This window comes from Promicromonospora sp. NPDC090134 (genome assembly GCF_044746965.1).
Lineage (GTDB): Bacteria > Actinomycetota > Actinomycetes > Actinomycetales > Cellulomonadaceae > Promicromonospora.
Window position 1 is genome coordinate 380,227 of sequence record NZ_JBIVCZ010000002.1, and the last position, 22,568, is coordinate 402,794.

At 62.8% G+C, this 22,568-nt stretch carries 10 protein-coding genes and 1 pseudogene; 5 read left to right on the forward strand and 6 right to left on the reverse strand.

Features of this window, described 5'->3' with window-relative positions:
- Nucleotides 1–1,653: 1,653 nt before the first annotated feature.
- From ACIPN7_RS08085 to ACIPN7_RS08105, 5 genes are all read right to left on the reverse strand, one after another.
- The gene (locus ACIPN7_RS08085; protein ID WP_400539852.1) at nucleotides 1,654–2,214 is read right to left on the reverse strand and encodes a hypothetical protein; all 561 of its coding nucleotides are present in this window, start codon (nucleotides 2,212–2,214) and stop codon (nucleotides 1,654–1,656) included.
- Between the two features lie 233 nt (nucleotides 2,215–2,447).
- On the reverse strand, nucleotides 2,448–3,629 hold the full coding sequence (locus ACIPN7_RS08090) for a DUF6236 family protein (protein WP_400539854.1): 1,182 nt from the start codon (nucleotides 3,627–3,629) through the stop codon (nucleotides 2,448–2,450).
- 350 nt (nucleotides 3,630–3,979) lie between these two features.
- Nucleotides 3,980–4,789 (reverse strand): hypothetical protein, encoded by an 810-nt coding sequence (locus ACIPN7_RS08095; RefSeq protein ID WP_400539856.1) that lies wholly within the window; start codon nucleotides 4,787–4,789, stop codon nucleotides 3,980–3,982.
- An 80-nt stretch (nucleotides 4,790–4,869) separates the two neighbouring features.
- Nucleotides 4,870–5,631 carry a hypothetical protein gene (locus tag ACIPN7_RS08100; protein WP_400539858.1) on the reverse strand — a complete coding sequence of 254 codons (762 nt, stop codon included), beginning with the start codon at nucleotides 5,629–5,631 and terminating at the stop codon, nucleotides 4,870–4,872.
- 929 nt (nucleotides 5,632–6,560) lie between these two features.
- Nucleotides 6,561–7,967 (reverse strand): hypothetical protein, encoded by a 1,407-nt coding sequence (locus ACIPN7_RS08105; RefSeq protein ID WP_400539860.1) that lies wholly within the window; start codon nucleotides 7,965–7,967, stop codon nucleotides 6,561–6,563.
- Nucleotides 7,968–8,511: 544 nt separating this feature from the next.
- On the opposite strand from ACIPN7_RS08105, the gene ACIPN7_RS08110 reads away from it, so the two are divergent.
- Nucleotides 8,512–12,771 carry a DUF3883 domain-containing protein gene (locus tag ACIPN7_RS08110; protein WP_400539862.1) on the forward strand — a complete coding sequence of 1,420 codons (4,260 nt, stop codon included), beginning with the start codon at nucleotides 8,512–8,514 and terminating at the stop codon, nucleotides 12,769–12,771.
- A gap of 450 nt (nucleotides 12,772–13,221) precedes the next feature.
- On the opposite strand, the gene ACIPN7_RS08115 is transcribed toward ACIPN7_RS08110, so the two are convergent.
- The gene (locus tag ACIPN7_RS08115) at nucleotides 13,222–13,944 is read right to left on the reverse strand and encodes a hypothetical protein (RefSeq protein WP_400539864.1); all 723 of its coding nucleotides are present in this window, start codon (nucleotides 13,942–13,944) and stop codon (nucleotides 13,222–13,224) included.
- An 844-nt stretch (nucleotides 13,945–14,788) separates the two neighbouring features.
- Here ACIPN7_RS08115 and ACIPN7_RS08120 point away from each other — a divergent pair.
- The 4 genes and pseudogenes from ACIPN7_RS08120 to ACIPN7_RS08135 form a co-directional block, all read left to right on the forward strand.
- The gene (locus tag ACIPN7_RS08120) at nucleotides 14,789–18,106 is read left to right on the forward strand and encodes a helicase-related protein (RefSeq protein ID WP_400539866.1); all 3,318 of its coding nucleotides are present in this window, start codon (nucleotides 14,789–14,791) and stop codon (nucleotides 18,104–18,106) included.
- Nucleotides 18,103–20,943, forward strand: coding sequence for a class I SAM-dependent DNA methyltransferase (locus tag ACIPN7_RS08125; RefSeq protein ID WP_400539868.1), 2,841 nt, complete (start codon nucleotides 18,103–18,105; stop codon nucleotides 20,941–20,943). The genes ACIPN7_RS08120 and ACIPN7_RS08125 overlap by 4 nt, the downstream gene beginning before the upstream one ends.
- Nucleotides 20,944–21,281: 338 nt before the next feature.
- Entirely contained in the window at nucleotides 21,282–22,133 is an 852-nt protein-coding gene (locus tag ACIPN7_RS08130; RefSeq protein ID WP_400539870.1) for a DUF2971 domain-containing protein, read from the forward strand.
- A 276-nt stretch (nucleotides 22,134–22,409) separates the two neighbouring features.
- Nucleotides 22,410–22,556: pseudogene (locus ACIPN7_RS08135) on the forward strand (IS1634 family transposase); the annotation flags it as partial.
- Nucleotides 22,557–22,568: the final 12 nt, after the last annotated feature.

Sequence of the window (22,568 nt, forward strand, 5' to 3'; positions counted from 1 at the left end):
CCGGGTGAATACGTCTGTTCGACACCATGCCACGTCCCGCAGGGGCTTGGCGATGGAGCGGGGGAGCCTCCGAGAGAGACTCACGGCAATCCAGCGCCGGAGCAACGACCGCGCTGCATCCAGAGCAGTCGGTGGAGGCCTCTCTGCTCCCACCATCATTGCCGGGTGTCCACGGTCCCCGCCGAGCCCTCGTCGATCGCTTCCGCGCCGGCTCGTCAGTTCGGCTCCCGCCAGGAGAAACGGCAGGGATGGTGACGCACGGGGCGAAAACGACGGACAAGGTCCAGTGCGCAGAGTGCGGGCGCTGGTTCGCCTCGGTGCCGAACCATGTGTGGCCCGCGCGCGGGATAGCGGCCGACGAGAATCGCGAAGCACACGACCGCCTGAAGACGGACCCGTTGACCGGCCGGAACTTACCGGAACTGCGCCGGGACCTGAGGAAGCGCGAGCTTGAGGGGAACCCGAAGCACTCGAACAGCTGCTGCGGGCCGGCTTCGGCGGAAACCCCAAGAACAGGCGGGTCGCGAAGTCTAAGGCGACCCTCGCACGCGTCGGGCGTGAGCGACAAGAACGTTCGGACGGATGGTGGCGGCAGAAGTTGGCGGCGATAGTACGCGGGACCATGCCCCGAGGGTGCGGGCCGGGCCAAGGAACATAGTTGCGGGTGGGACGAGGTCGCCAAGGTGACATGTGCCCGCGCGGCCGGGCCTCGCTGGGACAACATCAGCAACCTGAAGTAGACCATCAGCGAGACGATCCAGGCGGCCCAGTCACAGGAAGGCAACGCACGCGCCGCACGTGTACGGACCGGCTACGACGGGATCCGATCCTGGCGAGAGGTCTTCACCGAGACAGAGTTGCTCCAGGGCTTGACCCCCGTGTTATCAACCAAACGTACGAATGACGAGCCTGCCGAACATCAAGGTGTCCGCTCCACCGGAATCAATCGAGACTGTGAACCGCCTCTCCGGGGAGGCCCGTCGCTACATCGACCGTCGCTTCCAGCCCTTGCCGTGTCTCACGTCAGCCCAACAGTCGTCGGGCTGGAAGGTCACTGGGCCGAACTGATTGCTGGGCGAACTGCTTTCAACTAAGCGGACGACTGAAATGACCATGGGGACAACGACGCCGTCAGCCCAACACCTTCACGGTGTAAACCGTGGAAACTGCCCTGACCTGCACGGACGCCCCTCGAAAGGACGCTCGTGGGCATCCCACGGGCATTCGAGGTTCGTGTGCGGAATCATGGCGACAGAGTCGCACGCCGGTGCAGCACCTGCTAGCGATGCGACAGTCCGAAATCGCGCCCCCGTCCCTGACGCGTCACAGTCGTCCAGGCAGTCCCACGTGTACAGCTCTAATCGCAAATGGACGAACCGAGACATTCGCGCTTACCTGACCCAGACAGCGAGATCATCGCGACGCCACAAGCCGCCAGCGACATCGCAGGAGCGCACCGGCCCTGATCGTCATGCACCACACCGGAATGCACTTGCGTGCACGCGCCGCAGGCCGTCGCACTGAAAGACCGCCGCTCGCCACACTCAGCCCCGGACAGGATCAACCGAGCTCACCAGTTGCCTGACCTCAGCCCAGTGGGTTTGGGCGGTCCAGATGACAGAGACGCGAGTGAACAAGGGAGTCCGTCGAGCGTCAGCCGGGACTAACGGGCGGCAGGCTGTCAAGAGCTCGGCGAATCTCTGCTGAAATGCCCGCGTGTAGTCGTGAGACGAAGTCGGCGTGTGCGGTCTCGGCGACGACTCGCAGGTCTTCGGTGCGGATGCCGTTTGCGAGGCATGCGGCCGCTAGTCGGTCAGGCGAGGTCCGCAGGTAGGCGCCTTCTCCAGGCTGGAGCCGAACTGGCATCTCCGAATGACGGTTCGGACCGGTCAAGCCCATCCCACCGTGCTGTTCCAGGATCCAGAGCTTGCCGCCATGTCGCCGGTCGAGGAAGTAGATGGCCTTGAGGATGGTGCTTCCGCTATGACCGACGTTTGTGCACTCGATAGAGACGAGCGGACCGGATTGCTGGGGATCGCCGACCACGTAGGCGATGGAGGTCTCGATCTTGATCCGCGCACGATCACGGCGGCGATCGAGCATGGTCCAAACCAATGTGCCGACCGAGATCACGATGGCGACGAGCGGGAGCAACGCGTCGGTCCAAATGTCAGTGACAACGTCGACCTGGATAACATCTTCAGCGTGGAGCACGAGGTGAACCGTAGCGCCAGACCCGCCTCCATCCCTGGTGTACCCGAGGCGTAGCTCTCGCAGCGCAGGCCCTCACCGCGGTGCGGCGTCGGATGGGACTTTCACACCGCGACCGAGCAGACCGCGGGACTGCGACCCCGCGGCTGTGCCCGCCAGGAGGAGGCGCCCGCCTCGCCGTTCTCATCCCGCCTTGCGCAGGCCACGCGTTGACACCACGGGTCTGGTGCCCGAGCTCATCTGTCTCGTCGGAAGAAGCGTTTGAAGCGCCGGCTGGCTGTGGCCGGCGTCAAGCGCTGGCGTACGTCGAGGAGGTACCCGACCGGAGAGTCCTTGCGGATGGTGCTGCGCTCTTGCCGCACGTCCCACCAGGCCTTGCCGATCACGGCAGCTACCGACCCGGCCACTGTGGCCGTCGGCTCAGCGAGATACGCCAGGCCAGCACCGGCGGCGGCAGGAGGTGCATAGGCCGAGGTCGTAAGAAGCGATCGGACTGTCTCCAGCTTGTGCAGCCGCAACCCTTGCTCAAGTTCGCGCAGCGGCCGTTCGATCGTTCCCTGCACATGCCTACTGAACTCCTCGAGCCGCCGATGCTCCGCAGGCACAGCTGCGATCTGCCTGAGCTCTTCGACTTGATCGTCGACATATGCCCTAAATGCATCGAGTTCGCCCTGCAGTTTCTCTCGGCACCGGAGGATCGACTCGGCGTGCACCCCTGCGAGGTTGGTGGGTAGGACAGTCTCGAGGGCCAGCAGGATGTACTCCTCGGCTAGCTCGGGCTCGGGTCCCGGTGCCCCGGTCAGCAGCCGCAGAGCGGCTTCAGCGTCTGGGTCCGGGACCGCACGGCGAAGGTCTTGAGCGTCGGTGAGCGGCTGGAACCGGCCTTGCTCGCTGACGTGCCCGGCAAGCGCGGTCATGTACGCACCGGCAACCGCAGGGTGGAACCCGACCCACTCGCTGCCGGGCGAGTGAGAGCGGAGCGTCCGAAGACCCATGTCAGGCCGTCCCCGGACTGCCAGCCTTCTGGCTACGAACATGTCGAGCAACATCGGCGGGATTTTTTGGACGTGGATCCAGCCCAGCTTCTCGACATAGCCCGAGTAAGGGATGTCGCCGATGTGAAAGCGTGACTCCAGCTGATCGATGTTCCTCCGGAGGGCCGAGGTGAAGCTTGACTGTGTTTCGTGGACGTAGAGGTCCGGGTCCTCAGCGAGTAGCACGCCGGCTTCAACGAACTCGTGGGCCGTTGCCGTGTCGTGGATCTGGTGGCCTCTAGGGACCAGGCGGTGGATCGCCGGCCAGTAGAGGGCAGCGGTCTTGAGCCAGTCCTCGTCCCGCACATGGATGAAGGGGTAGTACAGCGCCGGCGGGTGCATCCATATCTCCTCGATCAGCCTGAACACCTCGAGCCCAAGCATCCCCCAACGCGACAATCTGGGCACACCCAAGTGGAGATGACCCGCGAGACATCTGGCAAGACCCTGGACGCCATCCTGATGAAGCCCCCGATGTCACGCCGGCCTACGCCCCCGGCCTCCAGGGACCTTTCGGACAACGCGGCATGGGACGCGGATCGAGCAGCACTGAACGCCCGCCTCGCGACCTCGATCCTCGGGGCGTGGACCCACGCTGGCCCTTGCGGCTCGGCCAGGCCACCCTCCTGGGCCACGCCGGCACACTCCTCGATCACGAGATCCACCCGAGGATGAACTGACGACGGTGACGCGTGGCCAGGCTGAGCCAGCCCAGCGCTGTGAGACCGCCGTCGCTATCTGCGCCGGGCAAGCAGCCCCTGCCACGCGGCATCGAACTCTGCGGTCCGGTCATTCCCGATCTTCGTGTCCCCCAGGACCTGTGCGACCCGGACCACGGTCCCGTTCGTATGCGCTCGATGCCGGCCATGCTCTCGAACTTGGTCGGTTGTCCACTCACGAGCGGCCAGGACGGTATTCCTCTCGTTATCGACCAGCAGGAACAGGCATGCGTCGAAATCGAACGACCGGATCGGTGAGAAGACCGCGGCCTTGCTGGCGCCGATCCGGATCAGTCGGACCTTGACCTGAACCATCGCTCCATCAACAGCGGTCAGGTCGAACGACTTCTCCGAGTTCGGAGCCAGGACCCCGTCATACACGGTAGCCGCGCAGTACTCGGCCAGGTCGCCGATCGGCGCGTTGTTCGTCCGCACGAGGCGGCGCAGCCGAAGCTCCGCCAGCACCCGGCCGTACATCTCCAGCAGCTCGCCGACCGTCAGCGACTCAAACCCCTTGTCCTCAGCCACGACCAGTTCAGATGCCGGCGCCGTAGACGCAGCGAATCGAGCCCGCAGCTGACCCACCTGCTCGGCGGTCAGCATCCACGGGTTGCCGAGTTCCGCGGAGTGCCGCCAGCCCTGCTGCCGCATCCACGCCCGCATCGTCTTGGGGCTGACACCGAATTCGGCGGCGAGTTCCGGAACGGTCGACGTGGACGCATCCATGACCAGAGCCATCCCAACTAGACCAAGAGTGAAACCAAGTTTGCCGCGATCCACCACACCAGCAGGACGGCGATAGACAAGCGTGGAGTCACGGCTCAACGCTACGACGGTGAACCGATGTCGGCCCGGCAATGACCGTCGTCTCGTTCGACGCAGGAACGGCACCAGCCGGTCGGGCCCTACTCGGTGAAGTAGATCGTGTAGCCGGCCAACCCGTCGATGTCGAGCTCGTAGCGTAGACCCTTTGTGTCCACGACGTCCCAGGCGTCCTTGAACTCGAGGGACTGACCTGGCGGGATGTCGTGTCCGGTCCAGCCCGCGTCGAAGTCCCACGTCTCTTCGCCCTCCGTCTCGTTCACGATCGCGTGGGAGAGGAGGAAGGCCGTGTCCCACGTCTCGGTCTCGGACAGGTTGGTGATGGTCACCGTGAAGTAGACGGCCGTCCCCTTCACCGCGAAGGGGTCCTGCGGGTCGTACTCCCTCGGTCCGGATATGGTGAGCGTCAGTGGGATCTCTTTCCCATTGCCCGCGGTTGAGGTGAAGCTCGCGGTCTCACCGAACCGGAACTCCACCTGATCACCACCCCACCTGGTCTCCCTCTCCGACTCGCTGGGGCTTGGCGTGGGATCAGGCGAGACAGGTGCGACCGGAACGGACGGCTGCACAGACAAGGCCGGCTCGGGCACATCCTCGGTGACGATCCCAACAATGATGGCGGTCACGACCCCTGCCAGGACCAGCCCGCACAGCGCGACCGTTACTGCGCGTCGTGTCGCTCTCGGCCTAACCCGGTGGAAGCTGAGCTCCGAGTGCACGAAGGAGGCCTGGCTCTGGGACCCCAGCTCCCAGCCAGCTCGCTGCCACTTGGTGATCGTCCTGGACTCGGTACCCCTAATTACCCGTACAGACTTGGACTCATGACGCCGGCCGTCGTCAGACACGGTCGGCCTTGCGCCCAGCAACCAAGATCGTGCCTCTACGCTTCACGCCGAGAATGTAGCGCGATCACCGTTCAGGATGGCCCCTCTCGCGGGGTGATCTGCGATCGCCTGATCTCCACTGCACCGCGAGGTTTCGCAGGACGCAGGAAGAGCGAGCTCATAGCTACCGGACCGTCCGCTGGTATTGCCAGATCGCGTGGTCGAGAGCGCGCCGTGTCGATCCCAGGCGTTCCAAATCAGCCTTCACTCACGCGCCCCGGGGCCCTTCGAGACGATGCCGCTCTCCCCCACCGCAGTCGTGACGAACTGCCGGACCCTGGTGTCGGCCTTAACGCCTTGAGTGCCGGCGAGCACCAGGAGGTAGTCCCACGAGACGGGCCCGAGTCCCTTGACACTCCAGGCGCGTCGCGCCTCCGAGCGTCAGCGGAGCGGGGATGGGCCGTGGTCTCTACGCCGACGCTAGCTAGCCTCGGCACGGCGTCGGCGAGTGCTTCCGACTTAAGTCGCTTCGTACCGGGCGCCTTCGCGCGATTACCGAAGAGGCTGTCCGCGGCCGCAGTCGGGCCGTCGGCTTCCTGAATCGCGGCCAGCAGCTCGGGCGCTCCATCCTTGTTCGGGTCAGCGTCCCGTTCGAGCCGGTACGCGCGATAGCGGTCCAAGACGTGGGCCACTGCGGTGTAGTGCGACTGCAGCGAGTCGGGGTAGCCATCCGGCTCAGCCCAAGATGAGGTCGACCCAAGGCGGTCGCGCAAAAGCCTCTCGACGGCATCGACATCACCGGCATCAGTCATGGGCTGGACGCTACGAGGCCACACCAGTGAACAGCGGCCCGGGTGAACCGCTGGGTGAGAAAGACATCCCCAGGCCTGGGGAGGCCGTCAGGTCGAAGATCGAGCCCATCGCAAGCAAGACTCATCCACCTCCGACCCTCACCCCCAGGGAGATCCGTCCGGGCCGTGGACGCTCCATCCATGGAGGAACGGCTTTAGGTCCTCGGCCTTGGGTTCCGAAACATTCGGGACGATGCGAGCAGGGTGCCGGATGGAGTCGAGAGTGTCGATGGTCTGCTCGGCTTCATCCAATTGCTGTTCGATCAGGTCTCGATCCTCGCCGTCGTACTGGCCCAGGCCTGCTCTGGCCGCTTTGAGGAAGCCTCGATGCTGATTGATCGCCTGCCACTCTCGTGAACGCTCTTTGAAGTGCTCCCAGCGCGCGTGAGCAAAGTACTCTTCCTTGGCCAAGGACATCGCGCGCTCCCAGCGCTGGCGCCTGTCAGCCTTCTCGCGCTTGCGCTCCTGCTCCTGCCAGTCCGCGCGAAGTTTGTGGACCTCGAACGAGCGCATCAGCTCAGGGAGTCGATCCTCGACCGTGATCATCTTGGCATCGCGGTAGTGGTCGCCTCCGTAGGCGCTTCCTGGGCCGCGGACGACAAGTTCGAGCTTCCCAGTGCTGATGAACTCCCATCCCCGGTTCTCGATCCACGCAGGGTCTACCTTGCGTTCGTTCCACCCGCGCCGGGCGGCCTTCTGCCCGCCCTTGCCAGCGATCTCCTTGACCTGAATGCTGTAGACACCTGCGGGCGTTCGCAGAGCGAGGTGTCCTGCTCTCGCTTCTCGAGCTTGATGATCGGGGAGGCCCTTCGCCGCGGAGCCTGGGTCTGTGGCGACGAGCCCGCGCTTGGTAGCTTCATTGGCGAGGGCCTGCAGGATGCGAGCGGCCCGTCCGATGTATTCCGTGGTGACGTATTGCCACTCCTTATTGCTCACATAGGCCTTCACCGCCGGGTGGTACTTCCCGATCCGCTCGGGGATAGGCACTGGCCGGGGCTCCACCAGGTCGTCGAAGTGCTCGACAAACTCGATCGCCTTCGGCCCCCGGCCCCAGTGCCCGGTCGAGACCATCTCCAACCGCTTGCCTCTGGGCCGCGCCGGCGACTTGAGGCTCATGCGGACAAGCCGCTCATGGGCTGACTCGACCTCTCGGTCTTCGGGCAACGTCAGTCGACCGCCCGCATCCAAGACCCTGCGGATCAGCCGGTCGGCCTCGGACTCATCGGGCAGGACCGCTGCAGGCGGCGCGGCCTGCCATTGGCGCCCCGTTTTGGTGACACGAGCGCTCCAGGTCGGTCCCCTGCCGCTGATCGTCACCAGACCTCGGTTCTGCAGCGCCCGGGCAACAATCCGGTGCTCATAGCCGTCGACGTAGACACCGTCGGGGCATCCGTCGTCGATCCAACGTAGGACGTCGACCTGCTTCTGGTTCAGCTGCGCGGGGTTTTTGCCCATATAGCGATCATCCCCAATACAGAATCTGAGGTCCAGCAGCTCAGAATCCATCTCCCATGAGGTGTCGGAACGACGCCCATGGGCCGCTGACCTCACCGAAGCCACCACGCTGGGACGCCTTGAGATTGCCGATGGGGTCGCCGCCTACACCGGCGATGTTTGGCGGCTAGCCGTGCTCAGTGTCCCGTTACCGGTCGCCGGCGAACTTCACCACGGCGCGGCGTTGCGGTCCGACCGGCTTTGGTGCCGATCCGGTGTACCGAAGCCGTCGATCGCCTGGCTGAAGGGTCGGACCCGGGCGATCCCGGTGGGCGAGTCCAGATGCCTAATAGGACCCGAGTTGCCTTCGCCCAACTCTCTCGACATCGCGGACGAGCAGTGGACGTGCACGTTGATCATGTGGTTCTGGTGGGCTGGATGGAGTGGCAGCACTAGTTCTGAGATGAGCTTGGACTCGCAGAGCGCCCGCTCTGCGTGGACGAGCCAGCAGACTCGCGTGTGCTCACCCACCTACTTGGAACGGGTAGTTAGCAACGAGCTATCGGCGGTCGGCATTACCATGCAATCCGGACTCCTCCGGTCGGAAGGCAATGGCGTGGACGTAGCGGGGCATCTTCGGAACGAGGAGCTACAGGCGCTTCGCAGCGCGGTGCGCGACGGGAACGTGGAGCATGCTCTCAAGCAACTCAATGAGCGCGGTCGAGCTCAAGAGCTCGTCCGGCAGCAATACACCGGACGCTACCCCTTCGAGTTGCTTCAGAACGCGAACGACGCGGCCAACGAACTTGGGCTGGAGGAGGGACGGAGCGCCTACTTCTTGCTTACCGAGACAGCCCTCATTGTCGCGGACGACGGAGCTGGCTTTCACGATCCGCAGATCCGATCAATCTCCTCGCTCGGTGCGTCCACGAAGGGCCCCGGTACTGCGATCGGGCATAAGGGGCTCGGCTTCAAGTCGGTTGGAGAGATCACCGCACGACCGCAGATCGTCTCACGTTCCAGTAAGTTCCAATTCGATGAGACCCGCGTCCGAGCGGAGGTCGAAGACATACTTGGCCCGCTTCCGACGAGTCAGCGCTTTCCGGTCTACGCCTTTCCGTTCCCGCTCTCGGATGAAGAACTCGGCAACGACGCGACGGCAGTCCGCGAGCTGCTGGACGGCGGCTATGCCACCGTCATTCGATTGCCGTTCGCTGAGGGAGTCGTCCGCGAGACCGTGGCCTGCAACCTTCGTGACCACTTGATCCCCAACCTTCTCCTGTTTCTACCGAGCATCGGGCACCTCGAGTTGCATGGTACAGGCCACGACTTCGTCGCAACGATCGTCCATGAGCAGGACGGACCAGCATGGAACGCGCTGCTCGAGGTTAACGGCGAGGTTGAGCAGTGGCTCATCTACCCCCACCGGTTCGCACCCGAACGCGAGCAACTCGCGCCCCTCGGTGACGGTTGGACCGATATCAAGACAATTAACGTCTCCATAGCCGTACCGCGCGACGAGGCGGGTCGGCCGCGGACCAACACGGCCTACCCCCTCAGCGTCTATTTCCCCACCGATGAGTTCGCCGGCCTCAGACTGATCGTCCATGCTGAGTGGGTACTTACCCTCGATCGCAAGCACATCTCAGACACCCCTGAGGCCAGCCCACTCAATCAGGCGATTCTCACCGAAGTGGCGGACTTTGTTTCCGGCACCTTCGCGGTCGATTTGGTCGAGCGCTTTGCCTTCACTCGCGAGGCCGTTCACGCGCTGGTACCCGCCTGGTCCACAGCCGTCACGCCGGGTTTTGGTGCGCAGTTGCACCAACTCTGGATGGAGGCACTGGCCAAATCGGCCTTCATCCCCACCGTCGGTGGCGGCCTTCAGCGCCCGAGCGAACTGCGTATGCTGCCTGCCCGGCTGTCAAATGCCGAACTTGCGCATCGCTATGCCGAACTCAGCCAGTCCGCGACGATTCGACCGGACCTTGAGCGTGTGAAGGCGCTTCGAGAGTTGATCTCCCGTCTAGCGCCCGACGCCGAGATCAGCTTCGACGTGTACGCGGAGAGCTTGCGTGAGCCGGAGCACAACGACCTAGTCGGCTACTACCGCTTCCTCATGAGCTGCCGGCAGGCGGCGGGCGAGGCGTTCATGCGGGCGCTCACGGCTGTGCCCTCTGTCGTTACAACGCACGGTGAATGGGTGGCACCTGGTTCGACGACGGTGTTTCTGCCTCGAACCCGCGGAGAGGTGGACATCCCGGACGACATCCCCGTCCCGATCGCCGTTGTGCCCGAAGGCGTCGACAAACTCGAGAAGTTCATTGAGGACCTTGGCGTCAAGCCCTTCCAGTGGCGCCCGATCATCGAGAACTTCCTCATGGTCGTCCTGCGTGATCCAGGTGCCGATCCAGAGCAGCGCGAACACGCGCTGAACAGCCTTCGGGCGTACCACCAGCAGCGACGTGGAGATGAGACTCCACCGGAGCTCGGCGACACACTGCTCCCCGCACGAACCGTGGACCACAGCGAACACGAACTGAGGCCAGGCGGTGGCCTGTACTTTCCATCAGCCTGGATCGGGTCCCCCGACCTCGAGCTTCTCTACGGACCCTTCGGCGAGACCGAGTTCCTGGATGTTGAACCACCACGAGACCCCGACGAGTTGGCCACCGCACGCAGCTTCTACGAAATGCTCGGTGTCGACGGCCGCCCCTGGATCGATGCGCAGGCCCGGCCCGGCGGACTGACATTCGACTGGAGCTTTCCGCACGCCAGCCCCCTCTTCTTCGAGTGGCTCAAGCAACCTCAAGTCAATGCCATCGCCAATGGCTGTCCCGCGGGCCATCCGGCATCGCAACGCCTCAAGGAGTCCTACCAGGTCGATCGGCTGCCCGAGATCCTCGATTCCAAAGACCCTGCCCGACTGCGCGCGCTCTGGCGACAACTTGCCGAGCACTGGGACTACTACAAGCCCGCGATGCGAGCAATGTTCCGATGCACGGCCAGCGCCCACACCGGAGAGCGCGACCGCCCCACTGACTCCTTCCTTGCCTACACCCTCCACAGTCGAGCGTGGATACCAGTAACCCGTGGTGGCGAGGAGGAGTTGGTTCGGCCTACTGACGCTTGGTACGAGGCGCCCGATACACCGCGCAAGATCCGTCTACACATTCCGCGGATCCATGCACAGTTCCTGCAGGGCTCAGGTGGCAACCTCGCCAGGGCGCTCGACCTTACGGATGCTGCACGTCCCAGCATCGACGACCTGGTGACGTTGCTCGGGCGGCTTGCGGCAGACGCAGACGAGGCCGGCGAGGTGAACTCCGACCTGACGGCCGCTGCTCGCTGGGTGCAGCGTCGCCTCAACGACCACATCCACGCCGATGTCGATCCCCACCCTGAGCCGCAAGGTGTCCGGCTGCTCGCCCGCCACGCTGGAATCAAGAAGTTCGTGGCTCAACCGGCGTACACCGAAGACCACCTGCTCAGGAACACGTGGGAGGCACTCGAGCCGATCCTGATCTCGGATACCCAGCCCCGCTCGCTGGCCCGCTACCTCTCGCTGACCAGTTTGGACCGGACGGTCAAGACCGTTCCCCAAGCGACCGGCATCCATCACCCCGACAGCGAGGCGTGGAGAGCCATCCGCAACGACATCGAACCGCGTAAGCCGTTCGTCCTGGCGTTGATTAGCGCCGAGAACCAGAACGTCGATGAGCTGGCTGAGAGTCGCCTACGGGCCCTGGAGCTAATCGCTTGCGAAGGGTTGGAGCTCCAATACGTACGCGGAGACGTGCAGATGCCCCGCCCGGATGCTCCCTGCTACATCGACTCGCGGGTCGAGCGGCAAGGCAGGACCAATCGACGAATCGGGACGGCCTATCTTCGCCTGCTCCCCGACGACACGGGCAACCGGCCGGACTGGCACGCCTTCGCGAGTCAGCTAGCCGAGTTCCTTGAGGTGCCGGGACTATCGGATGCGCTAGCCACCCTGTTCACAGCCTCGTCCGAGAACCGCTGGAGCATGCTCGCCCAACACTCGGTGGAGCGGAGCGATGTCGAGGACGCTCGACAGCGCTTGCAATCGCCCGAACTCGACGACGATGAACTCGACACGCTCGCCCGGGTATTGCCAACCGAAACGACTTACAGCAAGGCAGGCGCTACCCCATACGGGTCAGTCTCTGGCGGTGCAACCGCCGAGGCGCCAGCCTCTGGCGAACCGGTCTCCATCTCGGCAACGTCGGCGGGGCCAGCTGTCGATGAGGTGAGCGCATCTGCCTCGGTCCCTGCTCTGCCCCCGGTTGACTACTCCAGGGTCGAGCTGGTCGACGCCCAACCGGTCGGCCTTGCAGCGGCGGCACCCACACCGGGCGGTGGCGCACGTCCGGGCGGAGGCAATTCTGCACCCCCGTCACTGCTAAACGAACAACTCAAACGTGATGTCGGTACTCGGGGTGAGGAGGTGGTCTGGAAGGTCGAGCGCGCTCGCCTCGCCAGCCGCGGGCTGGACCCCGAACTCGTCGACTGGGTGTCGGAGCGCGACGCACTCTCGCCGTACGACATGACCAGTGTCGAGGACGGACAACGGATCTACATCGAAGTCAAGGCAACGATCGGCTCGAGTCCGACCGACCCGTTCGAAATCTCGCGTGGCGAGTTAGTTATGGCCGCTATCCACCGATCCCGGTTCTACATCTACCGAGTGACCAACGCGAACTCCGAAGCACCGATGATTACCCGATTCCGTGACCCCTTCGGGATAGTCATGGACAAGAAGGGGCAGATCATCCTCTCCAACGCAGCGATGACACTGACCAACGAGTCGGCGGATGACAACGATGAGGACATCGGGAGAAGTTCAAGCCGCTAGTTCTGGGCCGAAAGTAATTGGGTTGCACTGTCCCGATGGCCGATCCCCTTGGCCCGACCGCTCTAGCGGATCACTCCTTGAGGACCCCTGGAAGGTTGGCACCGGCCGAGCACACGGTCATCGAGCTGATCGGCGATACCAGGCAGGCAAGCTCGGGCGTGAGTGAATAGAAACCCACGGTCAGAAGCTCGGGCGAGAACGGTGGGTCGGTACTGGCAACCATGGGCGGCGAGTGCGCCCTCACGTGCTCCCGTCCACGAGCGATCGCTCGCCGACCGGAGAGCCCCAGCGTGTGTAGGGCACGGCATCACGCAGGCCTTTCCGTGGCCCCAAGGGCAAGTTCGGGCCCGGTTCCCAGATGTCCGCACTCATCTCGACGCGCGGGTCAACCCGCCGGCGGACGCTCGGCGTAGTCCGCGAATGCTCCAGAGTTGCTGGGCCCGCAAGTCATTAGGGTGTCGTGTCGCCGGGTTCGTCGGACGAGAGGTACAGGCGAGTGGGCCAGCTCTCCGGGGCGGGCCCGAAGGCCTTCCTCGTGGCGCTGACGACTGTCTGGGCTATGAGGTAGTTGCCGACGCCGCCGATTGCGGCGCCGACGCCGAACGGAAGCGATCGACCGAGAACGACGATGCCCTGACGAGTTCCGTACCTCGTGACGAAACGCGGGCCGAGGACCTTGTTAATGGCCTTGATCGTCTCCAATGGCACGCCTTCAGCCATTCTCAGGCCCCAGTGCCGACCGGTACGGGCAGCCATCAACTCGACGAAACTTGAACCAGAGTTGCCAAGCATGATTGTAAAGAGAAGCATTCGACGCTGGTCGAGACCGTCGAAACTGACACCGCGGATCTCTGCTGACGCCAGGGACAGCAACAGGCTCGCTTCGAGGAATGTGGCCGTCTCCCCGAGGCTCAGGGCGATCGAAGCTCCCGTTCCGAGACCGCGCGCGGCAGCGGCGCCGCCAACCGCGGCGCCGCCACCGGTCATACTTCCCAAATAGGAGCGCTCAAGCGTTTTCAGGAGCGTGGCGGGATCGGCGTCGGGCCACTGCTTCCGCGCCCGTTTCAGGACCGCGACGACAGCATCGCTCCCGATCGTGAGCGCCTTGTCGACGAGACCAAGTAGCCACTCGACCGGCACCTTAGCCTTGTCATCCCGCGCGCCGCTAGCCATTGAAACCTCCGTGTGTGCACCAGGCGGAACGGTATACGAGTACCTACCCGGAGCCGACGAAACAGTCTCTATCTCACCCCGGTAGTGAGCGCCATCTCGGCCGGGTCCGTCCGGTCTTCGGTGTAACTCGGGTCGTTGGTTGTGAGCGCGGGCCGCGAGCTGGCTGCCGAAGGCACCGCACACGATGCAGCCGATCTCGCGGTCGAACTGCTGAACGGCACGAGCTCTGCCCGGCGTTGGAACACACCCTGATCTGTCAAGGGGAACCTGCCGCCCGAGGGGTCCATGGGATCCTAGGAACCGTTCCTCGGCCTCAAATGTAGTTGCGGCTTGGAACACCGGCTAAGGACCCGGAGATCGCGCCCCGATGCTGCTGGAGCCCAGCGGACCTGTTGTGCATCACGATGCGGGATCGGCGCGATCGCCTCCGGCTGCGTTCACGGTTTCTGCCGAGCCCTTGAGGTCGTCGCACACGACCATCAGGATGACCCCCGTCCGGCGGTCTTGATCTCCGCCAGGCCCGGCTCCTCGCACTGCACGCCCCCTCCGCCGTCACGCCGGCCAACGGGCCCGAGCCGCCCGGCCGGCGCTACACGTGACGGCCGCGGTAGCCGGGACGGGGGACATTCAGTCGCCCATGGGCGCGAGATCGGTTGCAAACGGTTGACAGCCGAACCGCCGGTCAGCGCCGGGGCGATACTCGAACCCCGATCCACCATTGACCCTGCCGCTCTACCTGCCAAAACGCACCCGCGCGACGTGGGTGAACACGGCCGCATCGCACCTCGCGATGGAGTGCATCCCAGTAGGATCAGTCCGACCACAGGACAGCAGCGGAGGGCCCGTGCCAGACATCTTCGACAACCTGAAGGTGGAGTCGACCATCGGGCCGGCCCTTCAGAACGCACTCGCGAACTTCGACACCTGCGATGTCGCCACGGGTTACTTCGACCTGCGCGGTTGGGCAGGTTTCTCGGAAGTCGTCGACACGAAGACGCAGACCCGCAATCTCAGCTCGCCAGCCATCGTGCGAGTGCTGGTGGGCATGGTCATGCCAGCAGACTCAGCGCTGATGCTGTCGGCCCTTCAAGACTTGGTCCAGCCACCCCCCTACGGCTCGGACATCAACGACATCGGCAAGGCGCTGTCTGCTAAGGAGCAGCTCGTCAAGCATCTGCGGACCCAGCTGATGCGCGGCCTGCCCTCTAGGGCCCAACGGCGCACTCTCCAGCAGTTGAAGTCCCAGCTGAAGTCCGGCGCCGTGGAGATCAAGGTCTTCACGACCGCTCCACTGCACGGCAAGACCTACATATTCCATGCGCCCGGCAACGCCTTCGCCGAGCGCCGCGCCTACGTCGGCTCATCAAACCTCACGAACGCAGGGCACTTCAGGAATCTTGAACTGAACATCGATGTCACCGACAACGACGCCAGCGCAAAGCTCGCGAGGTGGTTCGCCGATCGGTGGGAAGACCGCTTCTCGCTGCGGATCACCGAGGAAATTATCGAACTCATCGAGGAGTCCTGGGCCGCTGAAGACCAACCGACACCGTACGAGGTCTACCTCAAGGTCTGTCATGCGTTGTCGGAAGACGCACGCGAAGGTATGGGCTACGTCCTGCCTCCTTCAATGCAGAACCTCCTGCTCGACTACCAAGAGACTGCCGTTCGGACCCTCGCCCGGCGTATCGTCCGGCGGGGCGGCACCATGCTCGGCGACGTCGTAGGCCTCGGCAAGACGCTCACTGCGACAGCCACAGCACTCATGCTGGAGGCCGCTGAGGACTACACGACGCTCGTGCTGTGCCCAAAGAATCTTCAGCACATGTGGGAAGAACACCTGGAGAAGTACGGGCTCGTGGGCGCCCGAGTCATCCCATACTCAATCGCAGACAAGAAGCTCCCCGAACTGAAGCGTTTCCACCTGGTTATCTGCGACGAATCACACAACCTCCGAAACAACAGCACCAAGGTGTCGGAGGCAATCTACGATTACGTGCGTCGCAACAGCTCAAAAGTACTCCTCCTTACCGCCACGCCCTACAACTTGGCCTTTACTGACGTCGCTAACCAGATCGGCCTGTACATTAGTGATGACGACGACCTAGGCATCCAACCCACAGCCGCAATCGCGAAGGATCCGACCCTTATTGACAAGGTCGACGGGAAGATCACCACCCTCGCCGCTTTCCGGCGCTCAGAAGAACCGGAAGACTGGAAGCGGCTCATGAGTGACCATCTCGTGCGCCGAACACGGTCCTTTGTCAAGCGCACGGCGAAGACCGAGACAGTCACGCTGCCGGACGGCACCACCGAAGAGCGCGAGTACCTCCAGTTCGCCAACGGTCAGAAGTTCCGCTTCCCGACCCGGGTGCCCCAGCCGCTGAGCCACGATTTCGCCGATGACGACCCCGCACGACTCATGGAGGATGACGACGCCCTCGACGCGATTCGCGATCTGGCACTCCCCCGATACCGGCTCGCAGAATACGACAATCCACGAGCAGCACGCACTGACAAAGACTCAAAGATCCTCTCCGACGTCAGATCCGGCCGCGGTAACGTCAGCGGATTCGTGCGCATCGGTCTCTTCAAGAGATTGTCTTCATCCGGCCACTCGTTCATCGTCAGTCTCCAGAGGCAGCGAGCACGCAACCAGCTCTTCATCTACGCGATTGATCAGGGTCTGCAGATTCCGCTCGGTAGCTTCGACGACCGCCAGTTCATGGTCTCCGACGAGGACTTGGAGGCCGACGAGGAGATATATGGCAGCCTTGAGTCGCAGTATCGTGAACTCGTTCACAGGCTCCCTGCCTCAACGAAGTGGCTCAATTCGACAATCTTCAAATCGAGCCTGAAGAAGGACCTCGAACGCGACAACGACATCATCAACAAGCTGCTCGACCGCTTCGGTACGTGGGATGCGGCGAAGGACTCCAAGGTCAACGCACTCGTCGACTTGTTGCGCGGCCAGCATGCTGGCGAGAAAGTACTTGTCTTCACCGAGTACAAGGACACAGCCAAGTACGTGGCGGGCGCCCTTAACGCAGCCGGCATCCCGAACGTGGGCCTGGCCACCGGAGATTCCGACGACCCAGCAGCGCTGGCCAGGCGGTTCTCGCCGGTGAGCAACCGCCTGCCCGGTGGTGAGTCTGGCCCTACGTCGGTAGACAACCCCGTCGATGTACTCATCGCCACGGATGTCCTCTCGGAAGGTCAGAACCTCCAGGATTCGCACATCGTCGTCAACTATGACCTTCCATGGGCCATCATCCGCATCATCCAGCGTGCAGGCCGCGTTGATCGAATCGGGCAGAAGTCTGACAAGGTCTATATCTACCTTATAACTCACGAGAAGGTAGAACAGGCGATCCGTCTACGCCAGCGGATCCGCCAACGGCTCGGCGACAACGCTGCGGCGTTTGGATCGGACGAACGCTTCTTCGGCGACGACAAGGAAGTCAACCTGCTCGACGACCTCTACAAGGGGACGCTCCCCGCGGAGGACGACCTCGAGACCGACGAGAGCGAGGCCGACGCGGTCAGTGAGGCGTGGCTCGTCTGGTCAGGAGTCAAGGACGAGAACCCTAACCTCGCCGCGAAGATCCTTCGGATGCAGGACATGCTCCATAGCAGCCGCGACGCATACGGCAACGAACGCCGGACCGGCGTCGTCACATTCGCAAGCACGACGTCTGGGATCGACGCCTTCGCAGCCTCTTTTGACAACGCCCCTAGCGATCCGATCGAACGACTCCTCACGCCACTTGAGGCACTTCAAATATTCCGCGCTCAGAAATCCACCCCGACAGCACCAATGCGCGACGATCACTTCGAACGCGAATCGAAACTCATCCGAGAGAAGATCACTTCGGAAATCGTCACCGCCGGCAATCTTAAGGGCATTCGGAAGTGGGCGGTGGAGCGCTTGGGTGGGACAATCTTTGGAGCGGACGCGAGCGCCGCCGTCGAGGCCATGAACGACCGCCCCCTGACCGAGTACGCGAACATCCGGCTCAGGCAGGCTCGGCGAAGCAAGTACTCCGACCAGGATCTCGCCGATCTCGTCAAACAGCTCCACGACGAGGAACGACTCGTGATCGGCACGACAGAGAAGGATGAAATCAAGATCGTGTGCTCACTTGGAGTCACCACCCGATGACAGATTCACTGATTGCCAAGGCCGAGCAGGGCGAACTCCGCAACCTGTTCCTGTTTGATCTCTACTGGGGAGCGCCAAACCACCCACCGGTCGAGGTGGAACTGAGCGACAGCAGCAAAATAGCCGCCACGAACATCTCTACCTACCAAGGTGTTCGCGTCTGGGAGGTCCCCTCCCTGCTCAGTTCGGCAGATGAGGCTCGCGTCGACCAGGCAATCGCCCGGAACTCGACGAACCGCCTGGTGATCTTCCGCGACGACCAGAAGCAGGTGTGGCGGTGGCCTTCTCGAACCGCACGCGGAACGGGTGTAGTGGCCCGGCCTGCGCGGCACGTCCACCGGGTCGGCGACCATAACCCGCAGTTCGTCGCCAAGCTCGAGGCGATTCGCCTGCCGACCGACACTCGCATCGACGTCAACGACCTGCTTCAACGGATCCGTGGTGCCTTCGACGTCGAGACGAAGAACGAGACCAAGCGCGCGTCGAAGCTCATGGCTCAAATGTATGCCGCCCTCGAGAAGGGCTACCACGACAATTTCGACCGGCATACTCGCGATCACGAGATCTCCGTGACTCTCGCGCGCGTGCTGTTCCTCCTGTTCGGCGATGACACCGAGATGTGGAAGGCGCCAACTGGCGAGCCTTTACCGGAACTGTTCCAGGACTTCATCAAGGACCACACCGACCGTCAGGGATCCGACATCGCGCAGCGGCTCAACGCGCTGTTTGACACCCTCAACACTGCACCAACCGACAGGCATGGTGTCGATGCCCAACTGGCAGCGTTCCCGTACGTAAACGGTGGCATCTTCAACGAACACATCACCTTGCCCAGCCTGGACAAGAGCTTCCGCGACGCCGTCCTCGCGACGGCAGCAGTGGACTGGTCCACGATCAGCCCTGCCATCTTCGGCTCGATGTTCCAGTCCGTTCGCGACGCGCAAACCCGCCGGGAGCTCGGCGAGCACTACACGTCCGAAGAGAACATCCTCAAGACGCTGAACCCATTGTTTCTCGACGAACTGCGCGCAGAGTTTGATGCAGCCTTCACACGTCAGACGGATCAAAAGAAGATCAACGCGCTTAACGCCCTCTGGAAGAAGCTCGGTGAGATCCGCTACATGGATCCCGCCTGTGGTTGCGGCAACTTCATAATCGTCGCTTACCGCGAACTCCGTGACCTTGAGCTTCGGATCATTGATGCTCTCGCCACCCTCCAGGTCGGAGCGGACGCAGTCACTCTCGAGACCGATTGGACCAGCATACTTCGGGTGTCCCTTGACCACTTCTACGGCATCGAGATCGATGAGTGGCCGGCACGTATCGCCGAGACAGCAATGTTTCTCATCGATCGACAGTGCGACCTCAAGCTCAAAGAGCGCTTCGGCGTTGCACCCGAACGCCTCCCGATCCAAAAATCTGCGCACATCGTTGTCCACAGCGCGCTCACCGTCGAGTGGTCGGAGATCCTCCCGCCCTCCGAGAACGTGATCATCGCAGGGAATCCTCCCTTCCTTGGCCATAAAGAACGCACTCCCGAGCAAGGCGAAGAGTTGCGGGCAGCATGGCAGCGTTCCAATGTCGGCCATCTCGACTATGTCACAGCCTGGTACGCAAAGACGGCGCGATACTTCACCGGAATATCGGGCCGGTGGTCTTTCGTTTCCACGAATTCCGTGGTTCAAGGCGAGAGTGTGACCACCCTTTTTGGTGCAATCCACAACGCCGGGTGGCGGGTAAAGTTTGCGCACCGAACATTCCCCTGGACATCGGAAGCGTCGGGACAAGCAGCGGTTCATTGCGTGATCATCGGATTCGCACGATCTGTAACGACCCCAAGACTCTTTGTCTACGACAGTCCGAAGGGAGCGCCAAACGAGCGCGCCGCAGGGAACATCAACCCATACCTCGTCGATGCTGACGATATACTGGTCATACCGCGTCCCACAATACTTTCACCCGACCTTCCGGAGATCAGCGCCGGTTCGACGCCCATCGACTGGAATCTCCTGTGTGTCGACGTCGACGAAATTGAACACGTCCGCTCCGACCCCATCGCCGCGAAATACATCCGCAGGTACGTTGGAGGCAAAGAGCTCATCCATAGTCTCGAGCGCTGGTGCCTCTGGATGGATACCCCTGAATTTGACCCACAGGATCTAGTCCGTTCTCCGGTTCTTCGCGAAAGGGTGGAAGCGGTCCGAAGGAAGAGGTCTCAAAGCGGTCGGGCCGCAACAAAGGCCCTCGCTGCAGTTCCGCACCTCTTTGGCGAGCGCCGGCAACCGATGCAACCCTATCTGGGTATCCCTCAGACCTTCAGCGAGAACAGGCAGTTCGCAACCGCAGCACGGCTCGACGTGACGGTAATTGCGTCGATCAAGCTGTTCACTGCACCTGATCCAGACGGCTTCCTGTTCGCTATTGTGTCATCGTCAATGTTCATGGCATGGCAGAAGACCGTAGGCGGTCGATTGAAGTCCGACCCGAGCTTCACGAGTAGCGTTGTATGGAACACCCTGCCCCTTCCCCGGATGGACAGCGATACGCACGCGAAGATATGTAGCGCGGGCAAGAACGTCGTTGCGATCCGCGATGCCCACCAGCAAACAAATCTCGCCGATCTCTACGACCCTCGAAAGCTGCCCGAGGACCTCGCCGAGGCCCACCGCGAACTCGACTTGTTGGTGGACAACGTGTTCGGGGCACCGGGATTCTGCGCGGATGAGGAGACTCGGCAAGAAGTCCTCTTCAAGCGATACGAGGAGATGACTGCCGCCGAGACCCTGATAGGTCCACCACGCACGACTCGACGGCGGAAGGCACGTAACCGCTCATGAGCCGGCGGGGGCCTCGACCAACTGCTTCGCGTTCTGCGGACTGTCCGTTGCAGCTAACACGATGACGCGTTTTTCGGACCCGGCCACTCAAGGCGCTGGTCTCGCACAGTGGGTGCTCGCGGGCACCCGATCAGAATGGCGCCTGTGCTGCAGCGTGCGTCCCCACACTTTGCCCCGAACATAGGAGGTGCGCCGCCACCATGCCACCCGAAACTTGGCGCGGGTTACTACCCGATTCCGTTCAGAAATGGACCGGGCCAGCTTACCATTACACGAGCCCCCGCGGACTGATCGGGGTCCTCGATAAGCAAGAGTTGTGGGCGACCGAAGCTACCGGGTTGAACGATCTTGCGGAAGTACGGCAAGGATGGGACTTCATCCGGGAATGGCTGGATGACCAGCCAGATAACGACGGCGTTCTCAACAGCATGCGGCAAGTTGTTGAAAATGAGAGAACAGGGTCACAGTTCGCCACCACATTTATGTGCTCTGCCTCAAAACAGCGTGACGACGCCAACCAGTGGAGACTTTACGCAAACACGGGCCGAGGATATGCTGTCGAACTGGATGCTTCTGTCCGCCTGGCAGTAAAGGCACTCGGCGAACGCGCACATCCAGCATTAACAGGTACGGGTCAGCCTTCATGGGAGACACTAATACTTGACTCGGCTTTCGTCAGCCCGTGGCTCGAGGTCCTGTACGAAAATTCAGCGAAAGTCCGTGCCCTGGACGGGCTGGCAGCGAATGCCCGGTTCTACTCGGAAAACTTGCCGGTGAAGTCGTCCACGTACGAAGAATTTGGTGAAGCGACTCAACAGTTTCAAGCAGATCTCAGCATCGAGTTGGCGACAATCGCACAAATTATGAAGTCCCCGGGGTTTGCGGGCGAGAACGAAATCCGCACCGTCGTTTCATTCGCAGCTGGCGACGACCATGTTTTATATCGCGAAACCGACTACGGTGTTGTGGGATACGTGCGGCTTGGTCGCCATCCAGCGCCACGTGGTGAGGGAGCAGTTGTTTACCCCAGTGAGCACAGAGAACACAAGGAGCTCCAGAGGCTACCCATCCGGTCCGTCGGATTGGGCCCCCTTCTTTCGGCGCAGAATAACAGGGTCACTGTCGAAAGACTCATGCAGAGAGCGGGGCATCCGAACAGCGTCTGGGACTCAAAGATCCCGCTCCGGTAACCGCCGCGCTCACCCTGCGCTTCTCGCCGACCCGGACGGAGACAGATGCATCGCAGCATGCGCACATGGTGACGCAGGCATTCAAACGTTGCCGATCTCCTAGGCATCAAAAGTCATACCGACGCGCAAATGCGGCGAGTCGCCGCACCTGGCCTTGGTACGTTGATAGCGTCGAGGTCGATGACGCCCCCGCGGAGCGCCTCGGCTCTGCTAATACCGGGCCGAGCCTGGCTCCTGCGGGGGGCGCGTCCGGACGGTTCTGGACGTTCCCGGCCACGGATGAGCATGGCCGATCTGGCGGCCCGTCCGATGTTCGCTCGGACCCGTGACGCGATCGAGGCGCACCTGACCATCGTGTTCACCGCACTGGCCGTCGCCCGCACGTCCCAGAACCGCACCGGGCTCACGATCCGCAAGATCGTGCACCAGGTGCCG

Bases quoted from the DNA above. Each gene is read 5' to 3' on its own strand.
- ACIPN7_RS08115 (WP_400539864.1), bottom strand. From the start codon at position 13,944: ATGGCTAGCGGCGCGCGGGATGACAAGGCTAAGGTGCCGGTCGAGTGG.
- ACIPN7_RS08105 (WP_400539860.1), bottom strand. From the start codon at position 7,967: ATGGATTCTGAGCTGCTGGACCTCAGATTCTGTATTGGGGATGATCGC.
- ACIPN7_RS08090 (WP_400539854.1), bottom strand. From the start codon at position 3,629: ATGCTTGGGCTCGAGGTGTTCAGGCTGATCGAGGAGATATGGATGCAC.
- ACIPN7_RS08125 (WP_400539868.1), top strand. From the start codon at position 18,103: ATGACAGATTCACTGATTGCCAAGGCCGAGCAGGGCGAACTCCGCAAC.